A 26,582-nucleotide genomic window follows, 5' to 3' on the forward strand; every position below is an offset into this window, starting at 1 on the left:
TTCGCTTTACCCTGCCTGCGATTTCAGGGAATGCGGCGCCGGTGCGGATAAAGATCAGAACCTCGAAATGGGCCATTTGGTCGCGACGGCTCGGCAGTCTCGCCGTGCCGATGCTCGTCCTGCCCGTATTTCTGCATCGCGAGCAGCTGATCGCCTCGCCGGCCTTTCATGTGGTCATGCTCGCGGCAGGGCTCGTTGCGGCGCTGGCGGTGTTCTGCGCGCTGATCGCCTTGGCGCGTCTGTGGTTCACCGGCGACCAGGGCTGGGGCAGGGCATTGGCCGGCCTGTTTCTCGGGCTGGTATGCCTCGCGCCCTTTGGCTGGTTCGGCTATCTGGCTGCGGATTATCCGCTGGTCACCGATATCGCCACCACCACGCGCAGCGAACTGCCGCTGATCTTCGAGCCCGATACCGCCGCCATGCCGCCGCCGCACCTGCTCACCGCCGAGCAGCAGGCCCGCATCTTCCCCAATGTGACCACGCGCACCTATCCGCTGGATGCCTTCCAGGTCTTTGCCCTGGTCGAGCGGCTGGCCACGGCGCAAGGCTGGGACATCAGGCTGCGCCGCGAACCCGCAGATGCCACCGAAACCGGCCGCCTCAATGCGCGGATCGTAACGCTGGTGGGCTGGCGGGAAGAAGTGGTCATTCGGGTAATGCCCAAAGCGATCGGAAGCGCCGTTGACATGCGCTCCGCCTCGATCAACGCCGTGCACGATTTCGGCTCCAACGGCGTGCGCATCAGCGACTTCCTGATTGCGCTGGATAGTGAGGTCACCGCCTTCATTCGCGATAACCGCAACATCCTGCAACCAGCCGATGACGAGGCGGCTCCGGAAGTGGAGACCGGCAGCGATTCCTAGCGCATCGGCCCGAAAAGCCTCCGTGCGCTTTTCGGAAATGCCGCTTTAGCGCTTGCGCACGAACTCGGTGCGCAGCACCAGGCCCTTGATGGCATCGTGGCGGCAGTCGATCTCTTCGGGATTGTCGGTCAGGCGGATGGTTTTGATCACCGTCCCCTGCTTCAGCGTCTGCCCGGCGCCCTTGACCTTGAGGTCCTTGATCAGCACCACCGCATCGCCATCGGCCAGCAGCGTGCCCGAAGCATCGCGCACTTCTAGGGCACTCGCATCGGTAGCAGCCATCTCCGAAGCCGGGCGCCATTCGCCCGTAGCTTCGTCATATACATAGTCGTCGTCTTGATTGCTCATATGGGTGCTATTGCAAACCGCGCGCCCAAAGCCAATGGCCAATATGGGTAATTTGTAGCTAGCGCGTCAAAGTCCGGCGCACGGCCTGGTCCCAGCCTGCGATTTTCGCCTTGCGCTCACTGCCATCCATGGTCGGCTCGAACCGCTGGTCCCGGGCCCAGCTGGCGGCGAATTCGTCCATGGCTGGCCAGATGCCGGCCTTCATGCCCGCCAGCCAGGCAGCGCCCAGGGCCGTGGTTTCCAGAATCATGGGACGATCGACGGGCGCATCGAGAATGTCGGCCAAGAACTGCATGGTCCAGTCCGAGGCCACCATGCCGCCATCGACGCGCAGCACCGTATCCTTGCCGCCGCCCTTCCAGTCCTTGCGCATGGCCTCGAGCAGGTCGCGGGTCTGATAGCACACCGCCTCCAGCGCCGCCTTGGCAATTTCCGCGGGGCCGGTATTGCGGGTCAGCCCATAAATGGCGCCGCGTGCCTCTGCATCCCACCATGGCGCGCCCAAGCCCACAAAGGCCGGGACCATATAGACGTGCTGGCTCGGATCGGCCGTGCGCGCTAGGGGGCCCGTCTCGCTGGCATGCTTGACCAGTTTCAGCCCATCGCGGATCCACTGCACGGCCGCGCCGGCAATGAAGATCGAGCCTTCCAGCGCATAGGTGCTTTTGCCATCCAGCCGATAGGCGAGGGTGGTCAAAAGCCGGTTCTTGGAGCGCACCATGTCGCTGCCGGTATTGAGCAGCGCAAAGCATCCCGTGCCATAGGTTGACTTGACCATGCCCGGCGCAAAGCAGGCCTGCCCGATCGTGGCCGCATGCTGGTCGCCGGCGACGCCGAGAATGGGCGCCGCCGCGCCGAACAATTCGGCTTCGGTCACGCCGAAATCGTCGGCACAATCCTTGACCTCCGGCAGCAGCGCCGCCGGCACGTCGAGCAGCTTGAGCAGTTCTTTGTCCCAGCTATTGGCGCTGATATCGAACATCAGCGTTCGCGCCGCATTGGTGGCATCGGTGGCATGCACCTTGCCGCCCGTCAGCCGCCAGATAAGGAAACTGTCGATCGTGCCGAAGGCCAGCTCGCCGGCCTTGGCCCGCTTGCGTGCGCCCTTCACATGATCCAGCAGCCACTTGACCTTGGTGCCGGAGAAATAGGGGTCGAGCAGCAGGCCCGTCTTCTTGGTGAACACCGGCTCATGGCCCTGCTTCTTGAGTTTGGCGCAGAACTCGGCGGTGCGCCGATCCTGCCAGACAATGGCATTGTGGATCGGCTCGCCCGTTTCCCGGTCCCAGATTACCACCGTCTCGCGCTGGTTCGTGATGCCGATGGCGGCAATATCGGTGGCGGCGGCGCCTGCCTCCTTGATGGCGGTCTTGATCGACCACAGCACGCTGTCCCAGATTTCCTCCGGGTCGTGCTCGACCCAGCCATCCTGCGGGAAGTGCTGGGTGAACTCCTTCTGTCCCACGCCCACGATCTTGCGCGCCTGGTCGAACAGGATCGCCCGGCTCGAGGTCGTGCCCTGATCGATCGCCAGAATGAACTTGGTCATGAAAATCTCCCCACCGGCCTTGCGGCTCTTTATTAAGCCTTCCCCGGCGGGGAAGGCGCCCAATCGGGCATGCGGCTATTTGCTGGCCAGATAGGCCTCAAGTCGTGCTACGCCACCGGGCTCCATGCGCAGGCCCAGCTTGGTGCGGCGCCAGAGCACATCTTGTGCCGTCCGCGCCCATTCCTCGGCAACCAGATAATCGACTTCGCGCTCATAAAGATCGGCGCCGAAATGCTGGCCGAGATCGGCTACTGTCCTCGCATCGCCGAGCAGCCTGCGCGCCCGCGTGCCATAAAGGCGCATCAGCCGTTTCATCAGATCCGGATGCAATGCTGGATAATCCATGCACAGCCGGCGCACTTCCGGCTCGAAGCTCATCGGCCCGAAATCGCCACCCGGCAGGGTGCTCTTCTTGGTCCAGGGCGCACCGCGTTTACCCAGCACGTCCTCGACCTTTTCCAATACCGATTCCGCCAGGCGTCGCGACGTGGTCAGCTTGCCGCCGAACACATTGACGATCGCGCCGGTCGTCGCATCGCCATCGGTCTTGAGCACGTAGTCGCGCGTTGCCTCCTGAGCCGCGCTGGCGCCGTCGTCGAACAGCGGCCGCACCCCCGAATAGCTCCAGACGATGTCGTCCTGAGTGACCGGCTTGGCAAAATATTCGCTCGCCGCTTCCAGCAGGTACCTCGTCTCCTCGGCCGATATCTTGACGTCCTTGGGGTCTCCTTCATAGTCGCGGTCGGTGGTGCCGATCAGGGTGAAGTCGTTCTCATAGGGAATGGCGAAAATGATGCGCCCATCCCCGTTCTGGAAAATGTAGCAGCGGTCGTGGTCATAGAGTTTCTTGACCACGATGTGGCTGCCCTGCACCAGCCGCACATTATGCGTGCCATTATTGCCGACCACGCCATTGATGACCTTGTCTACCCAGGGGCCGGCAGCGTTGACGATCATGCGCGCGCGCACCGTCTCTTTGCCGTTTTCGCCGACAAGCGTGATGGTCCAGGCGCCGTCCTCGCGCCGCGCCTCGGTCATTTTGGTGCGCACCTGGATTTTTGCGCCCTTTTCGGCAGCGTCGCGGGCATTGAGCACCACGAAACGCGCATCATTGACCCAGCAATCGGAATATTCGAAGCCCAGCCGATAACCCGGCTTCAGCGGCTTGCCGGTCACGTCGCGCGTCAGGTCCAGCGTCTTGGTCGGCGGCAACAGCTTGCGGCCACCCATATAGTCGTACATCGCCAGGCCCGTGCGCAGCACGAAAGCAGGGCGCAGCCCCTTGTGATGCGGCAGCACGAACCGCAATGGCCAGATGATATGCGGCGCGGCGGCCCAAAGAATTTCGCGCTCCGCCAGCGCTTCATGCACCAGCCGGAACTCGTAGTGTTCGAGATAGCGCAACCCGCCATGGATCAGCTTGGTCGCGGCCGAACTGGTGCCGGAGGCGAGATCGTTCATCTCGGCCAGCCCGACGCTGAACCCGCGGCCCACCGCATCGCGTGCCACGCTCACGCCGTTGATGCCGCCACCGATGACAAAGATATCCAGCACGATCCAGTCCTCACCCATCGTCAAGTGGTTTCGTATATAGCGCGTTTTATTTCGTTTTCAAACGTAATGAGTTTCGTTTTGCAGCCTCGCGCGCGAAAGATTGACCGCTTCCTGGGGACGGGTTACGGCTGACGCATCCTAGGGCCCATCCTCAGGCCAATGCTCGATATTCTTGCCGTCATCGCCCCGATTTTCGCGCTCATGGCCTTTGGCTATGGGGCCGTGCGTTTCCGGCTGTTTCCGGCCGATGGCATCAAGGCACTGATCGCCTTCGTCAATAATTTCGCCACGCCCTGTCTGCTGTTCTATTCGATCAGCACCAGCGATTTCCGCTCCGCCTTTAATATCGGCATCATCGGTCCGTTTTATGTCGGCGCTGCCATCTGCTTCGTGCTCGGCATTATCATTGCCCGCCGCGTCTTCAACAATTCGCCCGGCGAAAGCGTTGCTGCCGGCTTTTCCGGCACCTTCACCAATACGGTGCTGGTTGGCCTGCCGATCATGTCGCGGGCCTATGGCGACCAGGCCATGCCGGTCACGCTCTCGATCATCGGCCTGCATGGCGCCATTCTGCTGACCCTGGGCATGGTCACCATGGAGCTGATGCGTCGGGACGGCCAGTCGCTCGCCAAGACCTTGGTGGTGGCCCTGCGCCGCGTCGTCTCCAACCCTCTGATCTGGGGCATCGCCGCCGGCATTCTGGGTTCACTGGCCGATCTGCAATTGATCGAGCCGGCCGAAGCCTTCTTCGTCATGATGAGCCAGGCCGTGGTCCCCGCTGCCCTCTTCGGCATTGGCGGGGCGCTGAACGAGTTCAAGCTCTCGGAAAACTGGAAGCCGGCGCTGGTGGCCTCGCTCATCAAGCTCATCGTCCATCCGGCGCTAGCCTATGTGATGATGATCTGGATTTTGCATGTGCCCATGGACATCGCCCGCTACGGCATCCTGCTCGCTGCCATGCCGGCCGGCGTAAACATCTATGTCTTTGCCACCTATTACGACCGCGGCGTCAGCGTCGCCACCAACACCATCCTCATTGCCACGGTCATGTCGGCCCTGACCATCTCCGCCTGGCTGCTCATCTTGAGCCTTTAGGCCGAAGTTTAGGACGCCAAACATCTTCTGCTCGGTGACCTCCAATTTTCCCCACCCACAACGCCGCCCTCGGGCTTGACCCGAGGGGCATCGGCCGCTTGCGGTTTACAGCGCCTGTGCCTCACCAACTGGCCCCCGGGTCAAGCCCGAGGGCGACACTGCGTGGTTGAACCCACTCAACCCTGATAACGCACCGAGCCCTCTCCCGCCGGTGCCGGCAGGATAGCAAAGCCGTTCGGTCCCAGCGTCAGCGTCGTTCCGGACAATTCGGCATTGTGACTGACCGGCTCGAGCGCCGGCTCCACGCCGCCGACGGTGACAGTACGCGCCTCGGCCGACAGGTTGAACACGCAGACCAGGTCCTTATTGCCATCGGTGCGCGTATAGGCCAGCACCGGCTCATCGCAGTCGAAAAAGGCGATATCGCCGGTCTTGAGCGCCGGGTGATTTTTGCGCCAGGCCAGGATCTGCCGGTAATAATGCAGCGACGAATTCGGATCGGCTTCCTGCAGGTCGACGCTCAGAGCCACGGCGGCATGCTTGACCGGCAGCCAGGGCTTGCCATGGGTAAATCCGGCATGCGCCAGATTATGCTGCCAGGGCATCGGCGTGCGGCAGCCATCGCGGCCCTTGTCTTCCGGCCAGAAGCGCTTGCCACGCGGATCGGTCAGTTCCTCGAATAGGATATCCGCCTCGGGCAGCCCCAGCTCCTCGCCCTGATAGAGTCCCGCCGAGCCCTTGAGCGTGAGCATCAATGCGATCGCCTGGCGCGACAGATCGGCCGACGAAACGCTGAACGGCGTCCAGCGGGTCATGTGACGAATGACGTCGTGGTTGGAAAAGCTCCAGCACGGCCAGCCGGTGGCGCCATCGGCGAAGAAGGCTTCCACTTTCGAGCGGAAATGCGCCGCCGAGAATTTCGGCCCCAGGAAGTCGAACGAATAGCACATATGCAGCAGGTCGCTGCCCGAAGTGTACTGCTTCATCAGCTCCAGCCCGCGCTCGTCGTCGCCGACTTCACCCACCGTAGTGGTGCCGGGATAGTCGTTGAGCAGCGCCCGCACCTTGCGCAGCCAGTCCATGTTCTCCGGCTGGCTCTTGGAGAATTTGTGGCTCTGCATGTCATAGGGATTGGTGGCCGGCTTGCCATTGAGCTCCGCCAATGGCGGGTTCGAGCGCAGCTTGGCGTCGTGGAAATAGTAGTTGACCGTATCGAGCCGGAAGCCGTCCAGCCCGCGATCGAGCCAGAAGCGCATGACCTCGATCACCGCATCCTGCACCGCCGGATTATGGAAATTGAGGTCGGGCTGGGAGGTGAGGAAATTGTGCAGGTAATATTGCTTGCGCGCCGTGTGCCATTCCCAGGCCGAGCCACCGAACACCGAAAGCCAGTTATTGGGCGGCGTGCCATCGGGGTTGGCGTCGGCCCAGACATACCAGTCTGCCTTGGCATTATCGCGGCTGAACGCGGATTCGAGGAACCAGGGATGGAGCGAAGAAGTATGGCTCACTACCTGGTCCATGATCACCTTGAGGCCAAGCGCATGGGCCTTCTCGATCAACAAGTCGAAGTCCTGCAACGTCCCGAACAGCGGGTCGACCTGCACATAGTCCGAAACGTCATAGCCCATATCGGCCTGGGGCGACTGGGTGAGGGGCGAGAGCCAGATACAGTCCACGCCCAGGCTGGCAATATGGTCGAGCCGGTCGATAATGCCGGCCAGATCGCCGACACCGTCACCATTGCTGTCCTGAAACGAGCGGGGATAGACCTGATAGATCACTCCGCCGCGCCACCATTCGGTCATTCATTTGCTCCTGTTGGCCGTTATATGTCCGGGCCGGATTCGCGCACGAGGCTATAGATTTGTGCGTCCGCTGTTAATCGGGCAGCATGCAGGCGAGGAATGCAGTTGTGATCACCACCGGATTGCTGATCGACCATGAAGCCACAGTCAGCGACCTGGCCGCGCTGCTGGAGCGGCAATGGCCCGATTGGTACAATCCGCGCGGGGCTTCGGCCCGCGCCGATCTGTGCGACCGGCTGGAGCGTAATCGTCTGCCGCTCGGCATTCTTGCCTTTGCCGATGGCGCAGTGGTGGGCACTTGCGCGCTCACCGCCGGCTCGGGCGGTCTGGTCACCGAACGCTCGCCCTGGCTCGGCGGCCTGGTCGTCGATCCGGTGTTTCGACGGCGCGGCGTCGGCAGGGCGCTTCTGGCCCGCGCCAAGCTCGAGGCAAAGCGGCTGGGTCACGCCCGGCTCCACGCACTGACGGCAGAAGCGCTGGATCTGTTCGACGCCGATGGCTGGCGGCTGCTGGAAATGGTGCCGCTCAACGGCGAAGCGCACGCCGTTTACGTCATCACCGTCTAGCCGCCTCTCTTGCGCTTACACCACCGCCGAAATCAGCGGTTCCTTGGCAAAATGCCGCTCCAGATTGGCGACCAGTAACGCTCCCATGGCGTCGCGGGTCTGGTGCGTGGCGCTGCCTTGATGTGGTGACAGCACCACATTCTGCAAGTGCATGAAGGCTTCGGGCACGTCTGGCTCGTCGACGAACACATCGAGCGCCGCGCCGCCCAGCCCGCCATTCTGCAGCAGCTCGAGCATGGCCGGCTCGTCGATCAATGTGCCCCGCGCCACATTGACCACATAACCATCGGGCCCCAACGCCTCGAGCACCTTTCGCGACACGATACCCTCCGTGCCCTTGCCGCCGGGGGCAATCACCACCAACCAGTCGCTGTCGCGGGCCATGTCTTCGAGATCGTCGTAATAGATATAGGGCGTATGTGGCTGCTGCCGGCGGCCATGATAGACCACGCGCATCTTCATCGCCTGCAGCCGTGTGGCGATTTCCTTGCCGATGCGACCAAGCCCGAGAATACCCACAGTCTTGCCGGTCAATTCGCTCAACAGGCCGAAATTGCCACCGGGCCACTTGCCGCGACGCACATATTGATCCGATTGCGGAATGCGGCGTGCCAGCGAAATCATCAGGCCCACCGTCAATTCCGCCACTGCGTCATTGAGGACATCGGGCGTATTGGTGACCCGGATATTGCGGGCCTTGGCACCGGCAATGTCGATATTATCATAGCCGACCCCGAAGCTGGCGATGATCTCGAGATTGGGCAGCTTGTCCATCAAATCCGCCTGCACCCCCGAACCGGCATGGGCGCGGATACGGGCGCCGTTCGCCGCCAGCCAGCCCGTCTTGTCCTCTATCTCGTGCAGCTTGTGCACCGTGTAGCGCTCGGCCAGCGCCGCCTCGCAGAAGGCAAGCAGCTTATGCGTCTGGAGAATTTCGATGGTCATGGCGGCGCGACTCCCTTTGTCGGAAGTCTAGCGATGGGTTCCGGCGCGGCCAAGGCCGCACCACCGAAATACCGCCCTCGCCCGAAACGCTACGCCGCGCCAATGCTCACCGGCGCTCGATTTTCGTGTTCTTCGTCGGTAAACACGCGTGATCGCGTCAGAAAGCGCCGCTCGGTGCCGTTATCGAGGCTGAACATGCCGCCGCGGCCGGGAATGGCGTCGATGATCAGTTGCGTATGCTGCCAGTATTCGAACTGGCTGGGTGACATATAGAAGGGATAGCCGCCGATCTCGCCCATCTTCACGTCGCGATCGCCGATGATAAACTCGCCCTGCGGATAGCACATGGGCGATGAGCCGTCGCAGCAGCCGCCGGACTGGTGAAACATGATGGCGCCATGGCGCGCCGTGATCTCGCCGATCAGTGCAAGGGCGGCCGGAGTGGCGATGACGCGGGGAACAGGCTGGGTCATGTCAGGCTCCGCTTGAATGGAAAAAAAGTCATTCCAGCGAGCCACGGGCCGGGGGAGAGATGGGTTGAAAAGGCCCGGTGCCCGCCGGAATGATCCCTTGCCCCCGGGCGGACCCGGGGGCTGCGCTTAGGGAGGAGCGCGTAACTCGGTGAGCTGCCGTGGCTCTTAGAAGAAGCCGAGCTTCTTGGGGCTGTAGCTGACCAGCATGTTCTTCGTCTGTTGATAGTGATCGAGCATCATGCGGTGGTTTTCGCGGCCGATGCCGGACTGTTTGTAGCCACCAAAGGCAGCATGGGCCGGGTAGGCGTGGTAGCAATTGGTCCAGACGCGACCGGCCTGGATGCCGCGACCGAAGCGGTAGGCGCGGTTGCCATTGCGGGTCCACACGCCGGCGCCAAGGCCATAGAGCGTGTCATTGGCGATGGCCATGGCTTCGTCTTCGTCCTTGAAGGTGGCGACCGAAACAACCGGCCCGAAGATTTCCTCCTGGAAGACGCGCATCTTGTTGTTACCGGCAAAGACGGTTGGCTTGACGTAATAACCCCCGGCCAGATCGCCCTCGAACGTATTGCGCTCGCCGCCGGTCAGCACCTTGGCGCCTTCCTGCTTGCCGATATCGAGATAGGAGAGGATCTTTTCGAGCTGTTCGGACGAGGCCTGGGCGCCGATCATGGTGGAGGGATCGAGCGGAGAGCCCTGCTTGATCGCTTCGACCCGCTTGATGGCCCGTTCCATGAAGCGATCGTAGATGGATTCCTGGATCAGCGCGCGGCTCGGGCAGGTGCACACCTCGCCCTGGTTGAGGGCGAACATGGTGAAGCCTTCGAGCGCCTTGTCGAAGAAATCGTCGTCCTCGTCCATCACGTCCTTGAAGAAGATGTTCGGCGACTTGCCACCCAGCTCCAGGGTCACCGGAATGAGGTTCTGGCTGGCATATTGCATGATCAGCCGGCCCGTCGTGGTCTCGCCGGTAAAGGCGATCTTGGCGATGCGGTTGGAGCTGGCCAGCGGCTTGCCGGCTTCGAGACCGAAGCCATTGACGATGTTGAGCACGCCCGGCGGGATCAGGTCCTCGATCAGCTCCATCAGCAAGAGGATGGAAGCGGGGGTCTGTTCGGCGGGCTTGAGCACCACCGCATTGCCGGCCGCCAGGGCAGGGGCCAGCTTCCAGGTTGCCATCAGGATCGGGAAGTTCCACGGAATGATCTGCCCGACCACGCCCAGCGGCTCGTGGAAGTGATAGGCCACGGTGTCATGGTCGATTTCGGAAATGCCGCCTTCCTGGGCGCGGATGGCGCCGGCAAAATAGCGGAAGTGATCGATAGCCAGCGGAATGTCGGCGGCGGTGGTTTCGCGGATTGGCTTGCCATTGTCCCAGGTTTCCGCCAGCGCGATCAGGTCGAGATTTTCCTCGATCCGGTCGGCGATCTTGTTGAGCATATTGGCGCGCTCGGCGGGTGAGGTACGACCCCAGGCGGGCGCGGCCTTGTGGGCGGCATCCAGCGCCTTTTCGATATCGGCGGCTTTGCCGCGCGCCACCTTGCAGATCACCTGTCCGGTGACCGGCGAGGTATTGTCGAAGGTCTCGCCATCGGCCGCGTCGACCCATTGCCCACCGATATAGTTGCCATACTTGGCTTTGAACGGCGACTTGCTGCGCTGGTCCAGGAATTGGGGTTTGTTCAAGGCTTCCTCCCTTGGTTCTTGAATGGAAGCCAGAGGAGCAACTGCCGTGCCAGATCGCTCAGAACCTTGATTTTGCTGCCCAAGTCTTCGTGATCACGGTTTTGCTTTACGCCGTCGATCCATGGGTGCAACACTTTGCAACAACCAGAACCGATGGCAGACGCAACATCTGTTGCATACTGCCACACACTGGGAGGAAGATGAGCATGAACCAGTCGTCTGACCATGTATTAGCTGCGGCACGCGAAAAATTCTTCTCCGGACGCAGCCTGCCAGACGGGCTGGTGCCGGCGCCCATCCTGCGCAGCTGGCAGCGATGCGCCGAAAAAGGGCTCGATGCCGGCGACAGCATCCATGCCGAGCCGCTCACCTCGACCGAATTGCGTCAGCTGCAGCAGCAGAACGAGGCCCTGCGGCTGCTCAGCCGCCCCGAGCTTGCGACGCTCCGCTCCGAAGCCAAGCTCACTGAAAGCGTCGTCATCCTCACCGACGCCAAGGGCACCGTGCTCGATGTGGTCGGCAGTCCCGAATTTGCGGGCGAGGCTGCGCGGGTGTCGCTACAGCCGGGTGTCGCCTGGTCGGAAATGTCCACCGGCACCAATGCCATCGGCACAGCCATGGCCGAGCGTCGCGCCATTGCCGTCCACGGCGCCGAGCACTTCTTCGAGCCGCACGGCATTCTCCATTGCGCCGCCTCGCCTATCTTCGACCCCTTCGGCAAGCTGGCCGGCGTGCTCGACATGTCCGGCCATGCCACTGCCGAACACACCCATGCGCTGGGCCTGGTACGGCTGGCCGTCGAGCAGATCGAGCACCGCTTCTTCGCCCGCGGCTTCGAAGACAAGACAGTGCTGCGCTTCCACCGCCATGGCGACATGCTCGGCACCCCGCGCGAAGGCGTTCTGGTCTTCGACGGCGACCGGCTGATCGCCGGCAATCGCCGGGCGCTCAGCCTTCTGGGCCTTGATCGCCAGGCCCTGCGCAAAACCCGCAGCGACGAATTGTTCGAGCGGCTCGACACCGAACTGCGCTCCGTGTCCGGCGAGAAATTCTCCGCCGCCATCGCGCGTCCGGATCAAAGCCACGCCCGCACCAGCCATGTGGTCAAAACCCCCGCGACCTCGAATGAACCCTATCTCACCGACGAGGCGCGTATCGGCCTCGCTAAGGCCATCAAGCTGGTCAATGCCGAAATCCCGGTTTTGGTGACCGGCGAAACCGGTTCGGGCAAGGAAGTCTTCGCCCGGCACCTGGCGCAAAAATCCAACCGCGCCGGCAAGCCTTTCGTCGCCGTCAATTGCGCCGCCTTGCCCGAAAGCCTCATCGAATCCGAGCTGTTCGGCTATGAGGCCGGCGCTTTTACCGGTGCGCGCAAGGGGGGCGCCAAGGGGCTCGTGCAACAGGCCGAAGGCGGCATCCTGTTCCTCGACGAAATCGGCGACATGCCGCTGCTGCTGCAATCGCGACTTCTGCGTGTGCTGCAGGACAAGGAAGTGGCTCCCCTCGGCGGTGGCCAAGTGCGCAAGGCCGATTTCGTCGCCATCTGCGCCACCAATCGCGATCTCAAGGCCATGGTCGATGCCGGCACCTTCCGCGCCGATCTCTATTTCCGCATCGCCCAGTTCACCCTGCGGCTGCCCTCCGTCGCCGAACTTCCGGATCGGCATGCCATCATCGAAAGTCTTTGGGCCGGCCTCGACACCGGCAATGGTCCGCTGTCCGAAACCGTGCTCGATCGGCTGGCATCCTATGACTGGCCCGGCAATCTGCGAGAAATGGCCAATGCCCTGCGCACCGCCGCGGCCTTGGCCGATCCCGGTCAGCGCGTCACCCTGGCCGATCTGCCCACCGCTATCATTCAGGCGCGGTCCTCGTCCGCGCCGCTAATGCCTTCGGGCGATTTGGGAGAGCTCACCGAGGCGGCCATGCGCCGGGCGGTCGATCTCAATCGCGGTAATCTGTCCGCCGCCGCACGGGCGCTCGGCATCGACCGCTCGACGCTCTATCGTCGGTTGGTCTGGTCGGGAAAAGCCAATTGAGGGAAATCACTTGGCGCGAATGAGAGCATGTTCGGCGCTTGGTCTGCAAGTCAGACCTGCACGAAAAAGCGGCATGCCCAGGCTTTGAGCGTCTGGACGGCGGCGAACATTCGTGTAGCAATGTTTGGGCGATGGGAAAGCCGTATTATTCAAGCGGAGCATAATGGGCGACAAAACGCCGTTTGACGAAATGTACAACGCGGACGGATCGGTCCGCGAACCTTACCGCGCTTTGAGCGCCTGGTTGGCCGAACAGCCTGATAAGGGCCTGGCGCTGATGCAGACGGACGCCGAGGCGATCTTCCGCAAGCTGGGCATCACCTTTGCCGTTTACGGGTCCGAGGAAGGCACCGAGAAGGTCATTCCCTTCGACGTGATCCCGCGGATCATTGCCGCCAATGAGTGGCGCCGGCTGAGCAAGGGGATCGAGCAGCGCGTCAAGGCGCTCAACGCCTTCCTGTACGACATCTATCACCGCCAGGAGATCCTCAAGGCCGGGCGGGTGCCGGAAAAGCTCATTTTGAACAATGAAGCCTTCTGCCCGCAGATGATGGGGCTGGAGCCCGCCAAGGGCGTTTATGCCCATATCATCGGCGTCGATATCGTGCGCGTCGGGCCCGACGAATTCTATGTGCTCGAGGACAATCTGCGCACCCCTTCCGGCGTCTCCTACATGCTGGAAGACCGCGAAGCGATGATGATGCTGGCGCCGGACCTGTTCCAGCGCACCAAGGTCGCTCCGGTCGAAACCTATCCGGAAAATCTGCGCCGCACGCTAGAAAGCGTCGCACCGGAAAATTCGCGCGGCACGCCCAATATCGCCGTGCTCACCCCCGGCATCTACAATTCCGCCTATTTCGAGCATTCCTTCCTTGCCGACCAGATGGGTGCCCAGCTTTGCGAAGGTCACGATCTCTTCGTCGATGGCGGCAAGGTCTATATGCGCACCACGACAGGTCCGGAGCGCGTCGATGTCATCTATCGCCGCATCGATGATGACTATCTCGACCCGCTGACCTTCCGGCCCGATTCCATGCTCGGCGTGCCCGGCCTCTTCGACGCCTACCGCGCCGGCAATGTCACCCTGGTCAACGCGCCGGGCACCGGCATTGCCGACGACAAGGCCGTCTACACCTATGTGCCCGAGATCATCGAGTTCTATCTCGGTGAAAAGGCGCTGCTTAACAACGTGCCTACCTACAACTGCACCGACGAGGAGCAGCGCAATTGGGTGCTCGAAAACATCCATGACCTGGTGGTCAAGGAAGTGCACGGCTCGGGCGGCTATGGCATGATGGTGGGGCCGACCTCCACCAAGGCCCAGCACGCCGAGTTCAAGAAGAAGATCGAGGCCCGGCCGGACAATTACATCGTCCAGCCGACGCTCAATCTCTCCACCTGTCCCACCCATATCAACGGCGACGTCGCCCCGCGCCATGTCGACCTCCGTCCCTATGTGCTGGTCGGCGACGAAGTGCGCATCACCCCCGGTGGCCTCACCCGCGTAGCGCTGAAAAAAGGCTCGCTGGTGGTTAACTCCTCCCAGGGCGGCGGCACCAAGGACACCTGGGTGCTGGAAGATTGATGATGGTTTTTCAGCTTTTGCCTCACTCGCCGGTGTCGGCTCTATCGCCTCCCTCCCCCTTGAGGGGAGGGAATGAGGGAGGGGGTCGTTCTGTGAATCACAGGAGCACCCCCTCCGCAGCTTCGCTAAGCCTGGCGGCTAGGTTCGCTACCCTCCCCTCAAGGGGGAGGGCGGGCATGCCCTCCGAGTTGATCACCGGGAGTGTCTCCCCATGAGAATGCTCGGACGCACTGCACAGAACCTGTTCTGGCTCTCCCGCTATGTCGAGCGCGCCGAAAACATGGCGCGCCTGCTTGAGGTGGGCTACCGCATGAGCCTCACCAGCCGCCGCGAAGGTGGGTCCAGCGAACATCTGATCTCGATGATGCAGGCCGCCGAGGTCGATGAAGGCTTCTCCGCCAAGTATGAAATCGCCGATGTCGACAGCGTCGCCCATTACATGATGTTCGACCCCGACAATTCTTCCTCGGTCTATTCGTGTCTCGAGGCCGCGCGCACCAATGCCCGCTCGGTCCGCACCGCCATCACCACCGACATGTGGGAAAGCATGAACGGCGCATGGCTCGAATACTCCCAGATCAAGCCGCGCGATGTGCGCGGCGCCAAGCTTCTCGGCCTATTGCAATGGGTCAAGCAGCGCAGCCATGAATTCCGCGGTGCCCTCCTGGGCACCATCCTGCGGGACGATGGTTTCGCTTTCCTGCAGGCCGGCAATTTTGTCGAACGGGCTGACAACACCGCCCGCATTCTCGACATGAAATACTATGTCCTCTTGCCGCGCTCGACGTTGGTGGGGGGCGAAATCGACATCCAGCAATGGACGCTGATCCTGCGCGCCGCCTCGGCCCACCGGGCCTATCGACACGTCTACCACGACCGCTACAAGGCTCATAACATCACCGACTTCCTGATCCTCAGGCCGGAAATGCCGCGTTCGCTGATTTTCTGCGCCCGCTTCGTGCAGCAAAATCTCGACATGCTGTCCGAATTCTACGGCCGCAAGGAATGCTGCCACGACGCGGCAGCCGATCTCCTGGCCATGGTGGAAGACACCAATATGGAGACCATTTTCACCCACGGCCTGCACGAGTTCCTCAACGAGTTCATCTCGCGCAATAACCGGGTCACCGACGCCTTGTCGAAAAGCTACAATTTCTACTGAGCCATGCGTATCGAAATCGACCACACGCTGAACCTGACCCTGCCGCCCGGCATTGGGCAGGCCGTGCTGCACCTGCTGCTGACCCCGTCCAGCGGACCGACCCAGTCGGTCGACAGCTGGAGTGTCGAGGTGGCGGGGATCGGCAATGCCGGGCGCTTCCAGGATGCCTATGGCAATCAGGTGCATCTGGTGAATCAAAGCCGCCCTGAGGGCGATATCGTCCTTCGGGCGCGCGGCATTGTCGCCACGCGCGACACCCATGGCGTGCTCGGCAAACCGTCCGGCGAACCGGTGCCCGCACTCTACAAACGCGTCACTCCGCTGACCAAGGCGCCGGTCACGCTCTATGGCAAGTTTCGCAGTGCCAAGGAGAGCCGGATCGACATGCTGCACGCGCTGATGGCGCGTGTGGGGGAAACCCTTGGCCTACCCGATCCTGAAACCGCGCCGACCCAGATGCAGGCCACCGGCGAACAGTCCCAAACCCAGAGCCAGGACGCTGATGCGCCCGCGCCCAAGCCGCTGCCATCGGCGCCGGACTATGCTCATAGCTTCATCGGTGCCGCCCGCGCGCTCGATATACCGGCGCGCTACGTCACCGGCTATGTGCTGGAAGGGGAGGGGCTCGAACCGGGTCTACACGCCTGGGCCGAGGCCTATGACGAGGGGCTGGGCTGGATCGGCTTCGATCCACGCCTGCAGATTTGCCCCGTCGAAGCCCATGTACGACTGGCCGTTGGGCTCGATGCCGACAGCGCCCGTCCCCTGCGCACGGTTCCGGTCGGCGAGATCAGCCAGACCGTCATCGCCAAGGCAGGCTAGCGGTTCGTCTGAATCTCAGCCGACACGCTCGAGGCTTTGCGGGTGGAACAGCTGCATTTCCTCGCCACCGCCAGGCTTGCGCACGAAGGCGCGGACGCAGCCGCCCCACATTTCGACGCTGGTCGCATCGACGCCCATGCCGCGCAATCGCAGCAGGTAGAATTCATTGCGGTCCGCCTCGGTGAACGTGCCGCCGACCTTGACGCCGAAGGAGATATCCACTCCCGGCCGATTTACATAGCAGCTCGCCGCTGCCTGCGTCGCGCCGGTCAGGGCCAAGCATAGCGCCACGGCGGAAAGAATGCGCATCATCATTTCGGCTCTCCTTTTGCTTGCAGCCTACGCCGAATTGCGGCGGTCCTGTGCCCGCTTTTCCTGTCGCCGCACCAGCACGACCACCAGAGGTATGGCAAAGCTCAGCATCAAGAGGCGAATGACATGGTGCGCGGCGATGAAGGCGGTATCGTAGCCCAGCGCAATCCCCAGCGCGCCCATGCCTTCGAGCGCGCCGGGCGACAGGCCCAGCCAGATCTGCCCGAATGGCATGTCCACCAATTGCGCCACGCCCAGCGCCATCAGCGTCACGATCCCCACGGTCATCGCCGTGGCGATCAGCCCGCCCTTGGCAGCTGCGAGAAACTCCGCCCTGGTAATACCGACAAAGCGCGAGCCGATCAGCGCTCCGGTGAGGATGAAGGTGATGGTGACGAGCGGCGTCGGCATGGCCGCCTCGTAAAGCCCCGCCAGCTTCGCCCCCGTCGCCACCGCCATGGCGCCAAGCACCATTCCGGCGGGCACTTTGGCCCAAAGGAAGACCAGCCCGCCTGCAACACAGGCCCCCGCCAGCACCAGCACTTGCAGCGGCGACAGGAAGTCGCTGGGCAGTGGCGGTGGGAAATGGTCGATCGGCAGGAAGAGCGTGCCGATGGGCACAGCGATGGTCAGCATCAATATGCGGATCACCTGGATGATGACGATCTGCCGCGCATTGCCCACTCCAGTCGCGGCAATGCCCATGACGAAGGAGAGATGACCCGGGAACGAGCTGAGATAGGCCGTGCCCACATCGAGCCCGAAGACGCGCACCAGCATCCAGCCGGTCAGCGCTACGATGATGACCAGTTCCAGCGCCAAGGCGGTCAGCGAGATCGGCCAGCTCGCTAGGAGCGACAGCGAATCCGGCGCCACGCTGGCGCCCATCGACATGCCGATGAGCACGAAGGTCACATCCCGCCATCGTCCGGGAAGCGAGACCGGCAGTCCGGCCATGGCGGCAATGGTCACCGCCAGCGCCCCGCCCATCAGCCACCCCGCCGGCAGGCCCAGAACATGGGCAATGCCCCCGCCCATTGCGGAGACGGCCACGGTAAGAGCGAAAGGCAGCAAGCGGTGGAAAGAGGAGGGGAGGGAAACCATGTCAGGCTTCCCCTAACCCAATCGATGCGCCGATAAAAGATTGATCGATCGCGTCAATCTCTATCGCTTGGATCATTTCAAACTGAGCTGAGCTCGGGGTCCTTTCGCCTCCCTCCCCCTTGAGGGGAGGGATTGAGGGAGGGGGTCCATCAGCGGGTCACCGGACCACCCCCCACCCCGGCCTCTTCACTTAAAATCTCTCCGCTGGACAGATGTACCCTTCTGAACAGTTCAGAGCCCGCAAGGGCAGGGGGATGGAGCTGCATCAACCAGAACGTGAACGCTAGCGGATCGGCAGAGCCCGCTCGGCCAGTCGCGCCCAATAGCTGACTCCGACGGGAATGGCGTCGTCGTTGAAGTCATAGGTATCGGTGTGCAACTCGGTGGAATCGCCATTGCCAATGAAGATATAGGCGCCCGGCCGCTCATTGAGCATGAAGGAAAAATCTTCCCCGCCCATTGAGGGCACGGTGTCGTCGTCGACGCGATCCGCGCCGACGATTTCCCGCGCCACATCGGCGGCAAAGGCCGTCTGCTCGGGAGCGTTGACCGTCACCGGATAGCCGCGCACATAGCGGATGCTGGCCCGCGCGCCAAAACTGTCGGCGAACTGCGGCACCATTTCGACGAGGCGCTGCTCGATGAAATCCTGCACGCCGCTATCGAGCGTCCGCACCGTGCCGGTGATCTTGGCGGTGCGCGAGATCACGTTATCGGCCTCGCCCGCTTCGATCATGGTCACGCTCAACACCGCGCTTTCCAGCGGGTCGAGATTGCGCGACACGATGGTTTGCAGCGCCGTCACCATCTGCGCGGCGACAATGATCGGGTCGATGGTCTGCTGCGGCCGCGCCGCATGGCCGCCACGTCCCTCGATGTCGATATAGAAGCGGTCGGTCGCCGCCATGATGCCGCCGGTACGGATACCGAACTGGCCCACCGGCATCCCCGGCCAATTGTGCATGCCATAGACTTCGGTGATGGCGAAGCGGTCGATCAGCCCGTCCTCGATCATCACCCTCCCGCCGCCACCGCCCTCTTCGGCGGGCTGGAAGATCACGGCGACACGGCCATCGAAATTGCGGGTCTCGGCCAGATATTTCGCCGCGCCCAGCAGCATGGCGGTGTGCCCGTCATGGCCGCAGGCATGCATCTTGCCATCCACAGTCGATGCATAGGCGGCGCCGGTCTTTTCGGTGATCGAGAGCGCGTCCATGTCGGCGCGCAACCCGATGGTGCGGTTGCTGGTATTGCCGCGGCCATTGATGATGCCGACAACACCAGTGCGACCAAGGCCCGTCACCACTTCGTCGCAGCCGAAGGCCCGCAGCTTCTCCGCCACGATCCCTGCCGTCCTGTGCACGTCGAACAGCAGTTCGGGATGCGCGTGCAGGTCACGACGCCAGGCTGCGATTTCGGGCTGGAACTCGGCAATACGGTTAAGGACAGGCATAAAACGTCCGAAGCATTTGGGATGAAGCGACAATGTCGCTGCCCTAAGCGGCGGCGTCAACCTTTGCGCGCATGTCAAACGCGTGAGCCGGCCCGTTACGGCACCTGCTGCACGGTACTCCTTTCCAACAAATTCAGCGCAATCGAACCGATATTCCCTCTGCGCGCCTTGTCCGCACTTCCCCTTTTTGCGATTGAAGCGCCAACCTGACGGAGCTGCTTATGAAAATTCTCGTCGCGGTGAAGCGCGTGGTCGATCACAACGTGCGCATTCGTGTCCGCCCAGATGGCTCGGGCGTCGAGACATCGGGCGTGCGCATGTCGATGAACCCCTTCTGCAAGCATGCAGTCGAGGCCGCCGTGCAGCTGGCCGAAGCCGGTCAGGCCAGCGAAATCGTCGTGGTGTCCATCGGCCCCAAAGCCAGCAACGACGTCATTCTGACGGCCTTGGCCATGGGCGCGCATCGCGGCATTCTGCTCGAAACCGACGCACCGCTCGAAACCCTCGCCATCGCCAAGCTCCTCGCCAAGGTAGTCGAAGAAGAACAGCCCGATCTGGTGCTGCTCGGCAAGCAGGCTGTGGATGACGACAGCAATCACGTCGGCCAGATGCTGGCCGCTCTCACCAATCGTCCCCAGGCCACCTTTGCCTCCGAGATCAAGCTCGGGGATGGCCGCCTCGAGGTCACCCGCGAAGTCGATTATGGCCGCGAGACTGTCAGCCTGCCGCTCCCGGCCATCGTCACTGCCGATCTGCGTCTCAATACCCCGCGCAATGCCGCCTTGCCCATGGTGATGAAGGCCCGCTCCAAGCCGCTGGCCGTGCGCCCTGCCGCCGATTTCGGTGTCGATCTCACCCCGCGCCTCGCCGTGGAAAAGGTCTCTCCCCCCGCCGAGCGCATCACCGGTCGTACCCTTGGCTCCGTCTCCGAACTGGCCGCGGTGATCGCCGCCGAAATCAATGCGATGGAGGCGATCTGATGAGCGTCCTGGTTCTCGCCGAAGTCGATAACGGCGCCCTGTCGCCGGCCACCGCCCGCACCGTCGCGGCATCAGCCGAACTCGGCGCCGTCGACCTGCTGGTCCTGGGCGATGCCGCCACTGCCCAGGCTGCCGCCGCTATTGCCGGCGTACAAAAAGTGCTCCTCGCACCGTCCGAACCTATGGCCGACGCCATTTCCGGCCTGCTTGAAACCCTGGCGCCCAGCTACACCTATCTCGCCGCTGCGGCATCGACGCTGGGCAAGGATGTCATGCCGCGCCTCGCCGCTCGTCTCGATATCCAGCCGGTGACCGATATCGTCGCCATCGAAAGCCCCAACCGCTTCGTGCGCCCGATCTATGCCGGCAACGCGCTCGAGACCGTCTCCGATCCGCAGCCGCGCCACGTCCTCACCATCCGCGCTTCCGCCTTCCGCCCTGCTTCCGGCGGCAATGCCGCGCCGGTCGAGACGCTGAGCACCCCAGTGGCCTCCGCCGCCCGCTTCATCGCCGCTCACCGCACCGAGAGCGACATCCCCGATCTCGCCACCGCCCAGATCGTGGTCGGTGGCGGCGTCTCCGTTGGCTCCGCTGACGGCTTCAAGCTCATCGAGCAACTGGGCAAGACGCTCGGCGCCGCCGTCGGCGCCACCCGGGCGGCCGTCGATGCCGGCTACGCCCCAAATGACTGGCAAGTCGGCCAGACCGGCAAGATCATCGCGCCCGACCTCTACATCGCGGTCGGTATCTCGGGCGCCCTCCAGCACCTGGCCGGTATCCAGGGCGCCAAGAAGATCGTTGCCATCAATACCGACGCCGAAGCCCCCATCGCGAAAATCGCCGATGTCGTGCTGATCGGCGATTTATTCGAGATTGTCCCGCAGCTGATCGCTGAACTGGAAAATCAGGGGCTGAAACGCTGATCCCGCAACGATCTCGATGTCACCCCGGCAAAGGCCGGGGCCCATCCTGAGATCGCCCGATGGATCCCCGCCTTTGCCGGTATGACATTCGGTGGTTGCCGAGCCATCCGGCAATTGCAAATATTCCCACCCGGCCTATAAAGACCGCGCCTTCTCACTGGACCTCCAGATCATGTTCGAATCCCTCACCAAGGCCCCTGGCGACAAGATCCTTGCGCTCATGGGCGAATACGCCGCCGATTCCCGTCCCACCAAGATCGACCTCGGCGTCGGTGTCTACAAAGACGAAAAGGGCGTGACCCCGGTCATGACCTCGGTGCGCAAGGCCGAAGAGCGGATTCTGTCCAGCGAAAAGACCAAGACCTATCTCGGCATTGCCGGTAACAAGGGTTATGGCAATGCCGTGCTTGATCTGGTGCTGGCCAAGAGCGTCGATCGTGCGCGCGTTCGTATTGCCCAGGCGCCCGGCGGCACCGGCTCGCTCTGGGTCCTGATGCAGCTCATCAACCGGGCTCGCCCCGGCGCCACGGTGTATGTGTCCGACCCGACCTGGGCCAACCATAACCCCATCGCCATCAATTCCGGCCTCAAGGTCGCCACCTATCCCTATTTCGATGCCGCCACCCGTGGCGTGAAGTTCGACGAGATGCTGGCCGCCCTCGATAAGCTCGGCGCCGGTGATGTCGTCCTGCTGCATGGCTGCTGCCATAACCCGACCGGCGCCAATCTCACCGATGCCCAGTGGGACCAGGTTGCCGCCAGCCTCGTGCGCACCGGCGCGCTGCCGTTCATTGATCTGGCCTATCTCGGTTTCGGCGACGGCATCGAGCCGGATGCCTATGGCACCCGCAAGATCGTCTCGTCGGTGCCCGAAGCGCTGATCGCCTTTTCCGGCTCGAAGAATTTCGGCCTTTATCGCGAGCGCGTCGGCGCCGCCATCCTGATCGCGCGCAATGCCGAACAGGCTGAGGTGACCAACAGCCAGCTGCTCAACATCATCCGTGGTGCCTATTCGCAGCCGCCTGATCACGGTGCCGAAATCATCCGCACCATTCTCGACGATGCTGCCCTGCGCGCCGAGTGGGAAACCGAGCTGGCGGCGATGCGCAATCGCATGATCTCGCTGCGCGAGAAGCTGTCCGCCGCTATCCGCGAGCGCTCGAACTCGACCGATTTCGACTTTGTTGCCGGCCACCGCGGCATGTTCTCGCTGCTGGGTCTCACAAATGACGCCGTCGAACATCTCAAGGCCGCAAACGGGGTCTATATGACGGGCGATAGTCGCATCAATGTCGCCGGCATTCCCGAAGATCGCGTCGGCGATCTGGCGGAAGCCTTTCTCTCGGCCACTCGCTGAGCCAATGCTTGCGGCCTCGCGCCGCCGTGCTACACCTTGGCCAGACCGGCCATTCGGAAGACTATTTAGGAGGGAACGATGAAGTTCTTCGTCGATACTGCAGATACCGCCGCCATTCGCGAGCTGAACGATGCCGGCCTCATCAACGGCGTGACCACCAATCCGTCGCTGATCGCCAAGTCCGGCCGCGACTTCAAGGAAGTCATCAAGGAAATCTGCGACATCACGCCCGATCCGGTGTCGGCCGAAGTCGCTAGCCTCGAATATGACGGCATGATCGCCGAAGGCGAACACCTGGCCAAGATCGCCAAGAATGTCGTCATCAAGCTGCCGCTGACGCTCAATGGCCTCAAGGCCACCAAGTATTTCCACGACAAGGGCATCGCGACCAACGTCACGCTCTGCTTCTCGGCCAACCAGGCCCTGCTCGCCGCCAAGGCCGGCGCGACCTATATCTCGCCCTTTATCGGCCGCCTCGATGACATCAATCTCGATGGCATGGAGCTGATCGAGAACATCCGCACTATCTACGACAACTACCAGTTCGACACCCAGATCCTGGCTGCCTCGATCCGCTCGGCCAACCACGTGACCCAGGCTGCGCTCGTCGGTGCCGACGTCGCCACCATTCCGCCCGACGTGATCAAGAAGTTGGCCAGCCACCCGCTGACCGACAAGGGCATCGAAGGCTTCCTCAAGGATTGGGCGGGCACCGGCCAGTCGATCCTCTAAGGGTTCGTCCCACATAGATAACTCAAGGTGAGCTTGTCGAACCTTGAGGCACAACAAAGACCTCGCCCTCGACAAGCTTAAGGGTGAGGTCTTCTTCTTTCGAGACTTGCCATGGCCGACATCGAACTCTCCGCCCAGATCAAAGCCGCGCTCGCACAGGTGGAAATCCCCGGCGGCGGCGATCTCGCTGGCTATGCGGGTCTCTCCGAGATCATCGTCACCCCCGGCGCCATCGCCTTTGCCATTGCCGTTGCATCGGGCATGGAAGCCGCCTTCGGCCCGGCCCGCGAGCACGCCCAGAAACTGGCGCAGCAATTGGGTGGCTCTCGCAAGGTGATGGTCTCGATCACCGCCGAAAAATCCAACGCCCCAAAGTTCGGCCATGGCGCGCCCCAGCCACAGGGCAAGACCCGCGTGCCCGGGGTAAAGCGCATCATCGCCGTCGGCTCCGGCAAGGGTGGCGTCGGCAAATCAACCACTGCCATCAATCTGGCTCTGTCCCTCGCCGCCGAGGGGCTCAGGGTCGGCGTGCTCGATGCCGATCTCTATGGCCCCTCCATTCCGAAACTCCTCGGCATTGAGGGCCAGCCCGCCATTCGCGATGACGGGATTTTCGCCCCGCATGAGGCCTTCGGAATCAAGGCCATTTCCATCGGCTCCATGCTGGTGCCCGGTCAGGCCGTGGTCTGGCGCGGTCCCATGGCCACTTCGGGCCTCCGCCAATTGCTGCGCGAAACTGCCTGGGGCGATCTCGACGTCCTGGTCATCGATCTGCCGCCCGGCACCGGCGATATCCACATCGCCCTGTTCCAGCAGACCATTGTCGATGGCGTCGTCATCGTCTCCACCCCGCAGGACCTCGCTTTGATCGATGCGCAAAAGGCCATCGACATGCTGCGCCGCATGGCCGTGCCGGTGCTGGGCCTGGTCGAAAACATGAGCTACTTCATCGCCCCGGATACCGGCGCGCGTTACGACATCTTCGGCTCCGGCGGGGCGGAGAAAGCCGCCGAAAAGCTCGACATTTCTTTCCTCGGCGCGGTGCCATTGGTCATGTCGATCCGCGAAGCCTCCGACGCCGGCACCCCGCCCGTCGCCGCTGCCCCCACCGGCCCCGAAGCCGCCGCCTACCGCGCCATTGCCAGCCGACTTTTGCCGCTGATCCGGGGCTAAATTGCCGATGCCCTTGGCTGGGCGGCCTGTTTTGACTAGATTTGCTGTTGGAGGTTTGGCGATGATCACCAGCAAGATGACGGATAAAGCCCAAACGACCATTCCCGAGCCCGTGCGCAAGGCGCTGCGGCTCAGTGTCGGCGACGAGATTGCCTACGTCATCGACAATGGCCGCGTCACCATCAGCCGCGCCAATGCCGTGCCGGCCGACGACCCGTTTGCTGCCTTTTCCGAATGGGACAGCGACGCAGACCGCGCGGCCTATGCCAAGCTTTGAGCGCGGCGCCATCGTCCGGGTGCCATTTCCTTACACCAACCGGCCAATCGAGCAATTTCGTCCTGCTTTGGTCGTCTCCTCGAAGGCATTCTCCCAGAATTCTCATCTGCTTTGGGTGCTGATGATCACCAGTGCCAGCAATCGTCGTTGGCCGGGGGATATTGCACTGGTGGAAGGCCATTCTGACTTTGGGCTGCCGGCGCCGTCGCTCATTCGCACCGCCAAAATGGCGACAGTCGAAGCCGTAGTCGCGGAGCCGATCGGGCAGCTGCCGGCAACGCTGCTCGACCAGGTGGATAACTACCTGCGCAACACTCTGGCACTTTGACCGGACTCCTCGGTTAAATCGATTGCATTAGCCATTCTTCCGATGCTATCCGGCTTGTCCACTGATCGGCGCATGCCGCCATGGAGGGGAATTTGTTTTCGTTTGAGCGCCGGGCATTCGGCCCCGATTTCACCTTTGGCGTTGCCACCGCTGCCTATCAGATCGAAGGCGGGCAGGGCGATGGCCGTGGCCAGTGCATCTGGGACAGCTTCTCCGCCACGCCCGGCAATGTGCACAATGGCGATACCGGCCGCGATGCCTGCAATCACTACGAGCTCTGGCCAGCCGATCTCGACCTGATCCGCGATGGCGGTTTTGACGCCTATCGCTTCTCCTTTGCCTGGCCGCGCCTGATCCCCGAAGGCACCGGCGCCGTCAACCAGGCCGGCGTCGATTTCTACGACCGCCTGATCGACGGCATGCTGGAGCGGGGCATCAAACCCTATGCCACCCTTTATCACTGGGATCTTCCCTCGACCCTGCAGGATCGCGGCGGCTGGATGAACCGCGATATCGCCAATTGGTTCGCCGACTACGCCACGCTGGTGGCCGAAAAGTTCGGCGATCGCCTGACGGCTACCGCCACCATCAACGAACCCTGGTGCGTCGCTTTCCTCAGCCATTTTCTCGGCGTGCATGCCCCCGGCTATCGCGACCTGCGGGCGGCCGCCCGCGCCATGCATCACGTGCTCTTCGCCCATGGCACCGCCATCGATGCGCTGCGCGCCGGCGGCGCCAAGAACCTTGGCATCGTACTCAACCTCGAAAAGGCCGAGCCGGCCAGCGACAGCGACGACGACAAGGCCGCCTGCAATTTCGGCGATGCCCTGTTCAACCGCTGGTATCTTGGCGGAGTGTTCAAGGGCCAATATCCCGCCGAGCTCACCGAGTGGCTCGCGCCCTATCTGCCCGAAAACTACCAGGCCGATATGGATGTGGTGTCGCGCCCGCTCGATTGGCTGGGCGTCAATTACTACACCCGCGGCCTCTACCAGGCCTCCACCGTGCCCGGTCGCCCCACCGAGCAGGTCAAGGGCCCACTCGAAAAGACCGATATCGGCTGGGAAATCTATCCCCAGGGCCTGTCCGACCTCCTGGTGCGCGTCTCCAACGAATACACCAAGATCCCGGTCTACGTGACCGAGAATGGCATGGCCGAGGTCGAGGGCGACGACGATCCGCGCCGCGTCAAATATTACGACGATCATCTCAAGGCCGTACTGGCCGCCCGCGAAGCCGGCGCCGATGTGCGCGGCTATTTCGCTTGGTCGCTGCTCGACAATTACGAATGGGCCGAGGGCTACAACAAGCGTTTCGGGCTCGTTCATGTCGACTACCAGACGCAAAAGCGCACCCCCAAGGCCAGCTACCGCTCGTTCCAGGGCCTGCTGCACAATACGCGCTGATCGCGTAAACATGTCTGGCGGGCGATTCGAAGCCCGCCGGGA

The 26,582-nt window shown here is 62.7% G+C and carries 25 protein-coding genes; 15 read left to right on the forward strand and 10 right to left on the reverse strand.

From position 1 onward, the window contains the following. Nucleotides 1-110 precede the first annotated feature (110 nt). A complete protein-coding gene (locus BGO80_RS14470; RefSeq protein ID WP_286723048.1) occupies nt 111-863 on the forward strand; it encodes a DUF1499 domain-containing protein in 753 nt (250 codons plus the stop codon). 45 nt (nt 864-908) lie between these two features. Here BGO80_RS14470 and BGO80_RS14475 read toward each other — a convergent pair whose 3' ends face one another. The 3 genes from BGO80_RS14475 to glpD form a co-directional block, all read right to left on the reverse strand. Further along, entirely contained in the window at nt 909-1,247 is a 339-nt protein-coding gene (locus tag BGO80_RS14475; RefSeq protein ID WP_286723049.1) for a zinc ribbon domain-containing protein YjdM, read from the reverse strand. 22 nt (nt 1,248-1,269) lie between these two features. Continuing rightward, the gene (glpK, locus tag BGO80_RS14480) at nt 1,270-2,760 is read right to left on the reverse strand and encodes a glycerol kinase GlpK (RefSeq protein ID WP_286722031.1); all 1,491 of its coding nucleotides are present in this window, start codon (nt 2,758-2,760) and stop codon (nt 1,270-1,272) included. Between the two features lie 75 nt (nt 2,761-2,835). After that, complete coding sequence (gene glpD, locus BGO80_RS14485) at nt 2,836-4,332, reverse strand: glycerol-3-phosphate dehydrogenase (RefSeq protein ID WP_286722032.1); 1,497 nt, start codon at nt 4,330-4,332, stop codon at nt 2,836-2,838. Between the two features lie 141 nt (nt 4,333-4,473). On the opposite strand from glpD, the gene BGO80_RS14490 reads away from it, so the two are divergent. Continuing rightward, entirely contained in the window at nt 4,474-5,409 is a 936-nt protein-coding gene (locus BGO80_RS14490) for an AEC family transporter (RefSeq protein WP_286722033.1), read from the forward strand. Nucleotides 5,410-5,585: 176 nt separating this feature from the next. On the opposite strand, the gene BGO80_RS14495 is transcribed toward BGO80_RS14490, so the two are convergent. After that, entirely contained in the window at nt 5,586-7,217 is a 1,632-nt protein-coding gene (locus BGO80_RS14495) for an alpha-glucosidase family protein (RefSeq protein ID WP_286722034.1), read from the reverse strand. A 107-nt stretch (nt 7,218-7,324) separates the two neighbouring features. Here BGO80_RS14495 and BGO80_RS14500 point away from each other — a divergent pair, with 107 nt between their 5' ends. Beyond that, nucleotides 7,325-7,783: a GNAT family N-acetyltransferase gene (locus BGO80_RS14500; protein WP_286722035.1), complete on the forward strand. Its 459-nt coding sequence runs from the start codon at nt 7,325-7,327 to the stop codon at nt 7,781-7,783. A 15-nt stretch (nt 7,784-7,798) separates the two neighbouring features. Here the strand turns inward: BGO80_RS14500 and BGO80_RS14505 are convergent, their stop codons facing one another. The 3 genes from BGO80_RS14505 to adh all read right to left on the reverse strand — a co-directional run bounded on the left by BGO80_RS14505 (nt 7,799) and on the right by adh (nt 10,887). Next, on the reverse strand, nt 7,799-8,728 hold the full coding sequence (locus tag BGO80_RS14505; protein WP_286722036.1) for a 2-hydroxyacid dehydrogenase: 930 nt from the start codon (nt 8,726-8,728) through the stop codon (nt 7,799-7,801). A gap of 89 nt (nt 8,729-8,817) precedes the next feature. After that, nucleotides 8,818-9,201: a DUF779 domain-containing protein gene (locus BGO80_RS14510; protein ID WP_286722037.1), complete on the reverse strand. Its 384-nt coding sequence runs from the start codon at nt 9,199-9,201 to the stop codon at nt 8,818-8,820. Between the two features lie 165 nt (nt 9,202-9,366). Then, entirely contained in the window at nt 9,367-10,887 is a 1,521-nt protein-coding gene (gene adh, locus BGO80_RS14515; protein WP_286722038.1) for an aldehyde dehydrogenase, read from the reverse strand. Between the two features lie 206 nt (nt 10,888-11,093). On the opposite strand from adh, the gene BGO80_RS14520 reads away from it, so the two are divergent. The 4 genes from BGO80_RS14520 (at nt 11,094) to BGO80_RS14535 (ending at nt 16,495) form a co-directional block, all read left to right on the forward strand. Beyond that, a complete protein-coding gene (locus BGO80_RS14520) occupies nt 11,094-12,926 on the forward strand; it encodes a sigma-54-dependent Fis family transcriptional regulator (protein ID WP_353744211.1) in 1,833 nt (610 codons plus the stop codon). Nucleotides 12,927-13,089: 163 nt separating this feature from the next. After that, nucleotides 13,090-14,511 (forward strand): circularly permuted type 2 ATP-grasp protein, encoded by a 1,422-nt coding sequence (locus BGO80_RS14525; RefSeq protein ID WP_286722040.1) that lies wholly within the window; start codon nt 13,090-13,092, stop codon nt 14,509-14,511. A 211-nt stretch (nt 14,512-14,722) separates the two neighbouring features. Beyond that, the gene (locus BGO80_RS14530) at nt 14,723-15,673 is read left to right on the forward strand and encodes an alpha-E domain-containing protein (RefSeq protein ID WP_286722041.1); all 951 of its coding nucleotides are present in this window, start codon (nt 14,723-14,725) and stop codon (nt 15,671-15,673) included. Between the two features lie 3 nt (nt 15,674-15,676). Beyond that, the gene (locus BGO80_RS14535; RefSeq protein ID WP_286722042.1) at nt 15,677-16,495 is read left to right on the forward strand and encodes a transglutaminase family protein; all 819 of its coding nucleotides are present in this window, start codon (nt 15,677-15,679) and stop codon (nt 16,493-16,495) included. A gap of 15 nt (nt 16,496-16,510) precedes the next feature. Here BGO80_RS14535 and BGO80_RS14540 read toward each other — a convergent pair whose 3' ends face one another. The 3 genes from BGO80_RS14540 to BGO80_RS14550 all read right to left on the reverse strand — a co-directional run bounded on the left by BGO80_RS14540 (nt 16,511) and on the right by BGO80_RS14550 (nt 19,364). Continuing rightward, nucleotides 16,511-16,810, reverse strand: a complete 300-nt coding sequence (locus tag BGO80_RS14540) for a hypothetical protein (protein ID WP_286722043.1) — start codon at nt 16,808-16,810, stop codon at nt 16,511-16,513. 24 nt (nt 16,811-16,834) lie between these two features. Then, the gene (locus BGO80_RS14545; protein ID WP_286722044.1) at nt 16,835-17,911 is read right to left on the reverse strand and encodes an AbrB family transcriptional regulator; all 1,077 of its coding nucleotides are present in this window, start codon (nt 17,909-17,911) and stop codon (nt 16,835-16,837) included. 283 nt (nt 17,912-18,194) lie between these two features. After that, nucleotides 18,195-19,364 (reverse strand): M20 aminoacylase family protein, encoded by a 1,170-nt coding sequence (locus BGO80_RS14550; protein WP_286722045.1) that lies wholly within the window; start codon nt 19,362-19,364, stop codon nt 18,195-18,197. A gap of 221 nt (nt 19,365-19,585) precedes the next feature. On the opposite strand from BGO80_RS14550, the gene BGO80_RS14555 reads away from it, so the two are divergent. The 8 genes from BGO80_RS14555 to BGO80_RS14590 all read left to right on the forward strand — a co-directional run bounded on the left by BGO80_RS14555 (nt 19,586) and on the right by BGO80_RS14590 (nt 26,540). Further along, nucleotides 19,586-20,344: an electron transfer flavoprotein subunit beta/FixA family protein gene (locus tag BGO80_RS14555; protein ID WP_286722046.1), complete on the forward strand. Its 759-nt coding sequence runs from the start codon at nt 19,586-19,588 to the stop codon at nt 20,342-20,344. Beyond that, nucleotides 20,344-21,267 carry an electron transfer flavoprotein subunit alpha/FixB family protein gene (locus tag BGO80_RS14560; protein ID WP_286722047.1) on the forward strand — a complete coding sequence of 308 codons (924 nt, stop codon included), beginning with the start codon at nt 20,344-20,346 and terminating at the stop codon, nt 21,265-21,267. Before BGO80_RS14555 ends, BGO80_RS14560 begins: the two co-directional genes overlap by 1 nt. 172 nt (nt 21,268-21,439) lie before the next feature. Beyond that, nucleotides 21,440-22,624, forward strand: coding sequence for an amino acid aminotransferase (locus tag BGO80_RS14565; RefSeq protein ID WP_126150863.1), 1,185 nt, complete (start codon nt 21,440-21,442; stop codon nt 22,622-22,624). Between the two features lie 78 nt (nt 22,625-22,702). Further along, nucleotides 22,703-23,356, forward strand: a complete 654-nt coding sequence (fsa, locus tag BGO80_RS14570) for a fructose-6-phosphate aldolase (RefSeq protein ID WP_126150862.1) — start codon at nt 22,703-22,705, stop codon at nt 23,354-23,356. Between the two features lie 111 nt (nt 23,357-23,467). After that, nucleotides 23,468-24,529 (forward strand): Mrp/NBP35 family ATP-binding protein, encoded by a 1,062-nt coding sequence (locus BGO80_RS14575; RefSeq protein ID WP_286722048.1) that lies wholly within the window; start codon nt 23,468-23,470, stop codon nt 24,527-24,529. A gap of 61 nt (nt 24,530-24,590) precedes the next feature. Continuing rightward, entirely contained in the window at nt 24,591-24,806 is a 216-nt protein-coding gene (locus tag BGO80_RS14580; RefSeq protein WP_286722049.1) for a type II toxin-antitoxin system PrlF family antitoxin, read from the forward strand. Continuing rightward, on the forward strand, nt 24,793-25,134 hold the full coding sequence (locus BGO80_RS14585) for a type II toxin-antitoxin system PemK/MazF family toxin (RefSeq protein ID WP_286722050.1): 342 nt from the start codon (nt 24,793-24,795) through the stop codon (nt 25,132-25,134). Before BGO80_RS14580 ends, BGO80_RS14585 begins: the two co-directional genes overlap by 14 nt. 92 nt (nt 25,135-25,226) lie before the next feature. After that, a complete protein-coding gene (locus BGO80_RS14590) occupies nt 25,227-26,540 on the forward strand; it encodes a GH1 family beta-glucosidase (RefSeq protein WP_286722051.1) in 1,314 nt (437 codons plus the stop codon). Nucleotides 26,541-26,582: the final 42 nt, after the last annotated feature.

This window comes from Devosia sp. 63-57, from assembly GCF_001899045.1.
In the GTDB taxonomy this organism is placed as follows: domain Bacteria; phylum Pseudomonadota; class Alphaproteobacteria; order Rhizobiales; family Devosiaceae; genus Devosia; species Devosia equisanguinis.